Annotated in this window: 2 protein-coding genes; one reads left to right on the top strand and one right to left on the bottom strand. The window is 37.8% G+C overall.

Features of this window, described 5'->3' with window-relative positions; all coding sequences use genetic code 11:
* Window positions 1-126: 126 nt before the first annotated feature.
* Window positions 127-1164 (top strand): NAD-dependent epimerase/dehydratase family protein, encoded by a 1038-nt coding sequence (locus V7659_RS29785; protein WP_335543641.1) that lies wholly within the window; start codon window positions 127-129, stop codon window positions 1162-1164.
* An 85-nt stretch (window positions 1165-1249) separates the two neighbouring features.
* Here the strand turns inward: V7659_RS29785 and abc-f are convergent, their stop codons facing one another.
* Complete coding sequence (gene abc-f, locus V7659_RS29780) at window positions 1250-2980, bottom strand: ribosomal protection-like ABC-F family protein (protein ID WP_335543640.1); 1731 nt, start codon at window positions 2978-2980, stop codon at window positions 1250-1252.
* Window positions 2981-3105: the final 125 nt, after the last annotated feature.

Here is a 3105-nt window from a genome sequence, read left to right as displayed (position 1 = left end):
TTCGTTTTCTTTTTGTTTTTCTTCGATTTGATCACTTGTTTTTAAAGCTTTTTCGTCAATTTCTTTTAGCTTTAGCGCAAGTGCCTCTTGTTTTGCCTCAAGCTTTGAAAGCTCTTCTTTTTTCTTTTGAAGATTCTTGTTTTAGGTGGTAGCCGCTTTTTAGGGAAAACGTTCGTAGAAGAAGCTTTAAAACGAAACCATGAAGTCACTATATTTAATCGTGGAATTCAAAGTCCCGGAATTAAGGATATCGAAGTTCTCTATGGAAATCGATTCGGAAATTTGAAAGCGCTTCAAAATCGATATTGGGATGCTGTACTTGATACAAGCGGGTTTATCCCCTATACAGTCCAGAACACAACAAACTTATTAAGAGACCAAGTCCAGCATTATACGTTTATTTCGAGTATTTCTGTCTATCAAGATTGGATTCAGGAGAATTTGGATGAAAACTACCCTGTCCTGGAAATGTCAATCGAGGAAGCAAATCAGCTTTCAATGGATGCAGACGGACCCATCTATCAATATTACGGACATTTTAAGGCTTTATGTGAACAAATAGCTGAGAAAAATATGCCGGGTCGTGTGTTAAATATACGTGCAGGACAGTTAATTGGGCCAAATGATTATACGGACCGTGTTCCCTATTGGGTAAATAGAATCGCAAAAGGCGGCAAGGTTCTAGTGCCCGGAAATCCAAACCGCCGGGTTCAGATGATTGACAACAAAGACCTGGCTAATTGGATACTCGATATGGAAGAACAGCACTCCTCTGGAACGTTTAATGCAACGGGTCCGGATTATCCATTAACGATAAAAGAGTTTGTCAATACATGTATTAAAGTGACAGGTTCAGATGCAGATGTGGTTTGGGCAGAGGAACAATTTCTTTTGGATCAGAAAGTAGCCCCATGGACGGAAATGCCGCTCTGGGTACCCGAGAATTCTCCATTGTCACCTGAGTCTATGGAGCCATGGAAAGGTGCATTCTCTATCAATGTTGATAAAGCTATCCATAGCGGTCTTTCATTTAGGCCACTTGAAGATAGTATCACTGATATTTATGAGTGGGAGAAAACCCGCCAATTGACGGAGGATGAGTGGAATGCTGGGATACGGGCGGAAAAAGAGAAAGACCTTCTAAATTTATTGGCTAATAATTGATTGGTTATTTGCTGTCTTGATGAGAATGATAAAAGGTCCTCAATAGATACTTGAGGACCTTTTATTATAACTGTTCTATATTATTTTAGCCCATTAGTTTTCGTTTTTGCTTAAGTAAGTCATTAAATTCTTTGTCTAACTCAGGATATCTAGGGTCTTTAAGATCCATGAACGATAACTCACCTAAGACAGATGCAATCTTGTTTTCTATTATTAGTAGGGCTTCTTTTAAGGCATCCCCTTTGTTTACATCTTGATTTAAATATTCATCAGGTTTCATCTCAATCCGCCGAATTTGCTGGTCTTCAAATACAAGCAGCCGGTCACAAAGCTTATTAAGGAAGTAATAGTCATGAGAAACGGTAATAATTGTCCCAGTAAAGTCTGCTAACGTATTTTCCAACTGCTCTCTACTCGGTAAGTCTAGATGATTGGTTGGCTCGTCGAGAATGAGCACATCATACTCTTTCATTAGCATGTCAACGAGTTTTACTCTCGTTCGTTCCCCCAAACTCAATGTTCCGATTGGCTTAGTGATTAGCGCCTCATTTAAGCCTACATTGGCTAATAGAGTTCTTGCTTTCAAAACACTCTCACGATCTGTGAACCCTAGTGCTTCAATTGCCGTTTTCTCGGCAGCCAAATCATCAACATCTTGACTTAAATATGCAATTTTTACCGAGTCACTGCTCCACAAATCCCCAATGGAATAGCCCTCTTGGCCTAACATCATTTTTATTAATGTCGTTTTACCGCAGCCATTTTCACCCAATAATCCTAGGCGATCACCATAATTAATATAGAAATTGGATTTTTGAAAAAGTGTTCTATTTTCGAAGGATTTGGCCAAGTTCTTAGCCTCGACAATTCGTTTGCCTCTCTTCCCTTGCGTGTCAAACTGAAACCTTATTTGAACTTCATCTAATGGCTTTTCAAGCTTATTTTTTTCCAACTCATTTTGCAGTCGTTTCATTTTTGACTTTACTTGATTGTCTGTTTTTTTAGCCTTTACCCGATGATATTCCTTAATCCCATTTTGTCTTTTGCTTGGTCCTTTCCCCTTTTTTGTAGATTCTCGATGGGCTTTTTCGGACCATGTTTTTAATTGAGTAATCTGTGTTTCCACTTCTTTTATTTTTTGCTGCTGGACATCATATTGGTGCCTCTTATTTTCAATTCTTTGCTGCTTCTTTTTTCGATAGTCACTATAGTTTCCGTTGTAAAAATTTATTTTGCTATTTTCTAATTCAAAAATTCTAGTAACCGTTTTATCTAAGAAATGTCGATCATGAGAGATAATTAGGACGGGGCCCCGGAATTTCTCTAATTCAAAAACCAACCACTCGATCCCTTTATAATCTAAATGGTTCGTTGGTTCATCCAAAATTAAAAAGTCCGGTTTTGAAGCCCAAACCATTGCTAATGCCAACTTTAATTTTTCCCCGCCACTTAAATGTCCTAAACGCTCATCTTCCCAGTTATAAACCTTCGTAAGACCTAACATGCTCGCATGCTCGAGCAAATGATTTTTGGTATTTCCTGATAAAGACTGCTGAAAATCACTAACCTGATAATCAATGGATTGGGAAAGATAGCCGATCGTTAAATCTTTTGATTTTTCTACAATACCTTTATCTGGGGCCATTTTCCCAAAAATGATATTTGCTAATGTGGTTTTTCCAGTTCCGTTATAGCCGACAAGCCCAATCCGTTCCCCGTTCTTTATTTCAAATTGAATATGATCCAATACCTTCCTTAAATGAAAACTTTTTTCGATGTCGATTACTTTTAATACTGTCTGTTGATTTGTATGCATAAAAAAACTCCCTTCACTTGAACCTGAAGAGAGAATTATGTCGTAGATATGTCGTTAATGACACAACAAATAAACCTGTCATAGGGTTTTGTTGTATTGGCATTTATACGATATGGACATAAAAA

Source organism: Neobacillus drentensis (assembly GCF_036966985.1).
Classification (GTDB): Bacteria; Bacillota; Bacilli; order Bacillales; family Cytobacillaceae; genus Neobacillus; species Neobacillus drentensis_E.
Note: the sequence above shows the minus strand (reverse complement) of the source record. Positions and strands in the feature narration are given on the sequence as shown.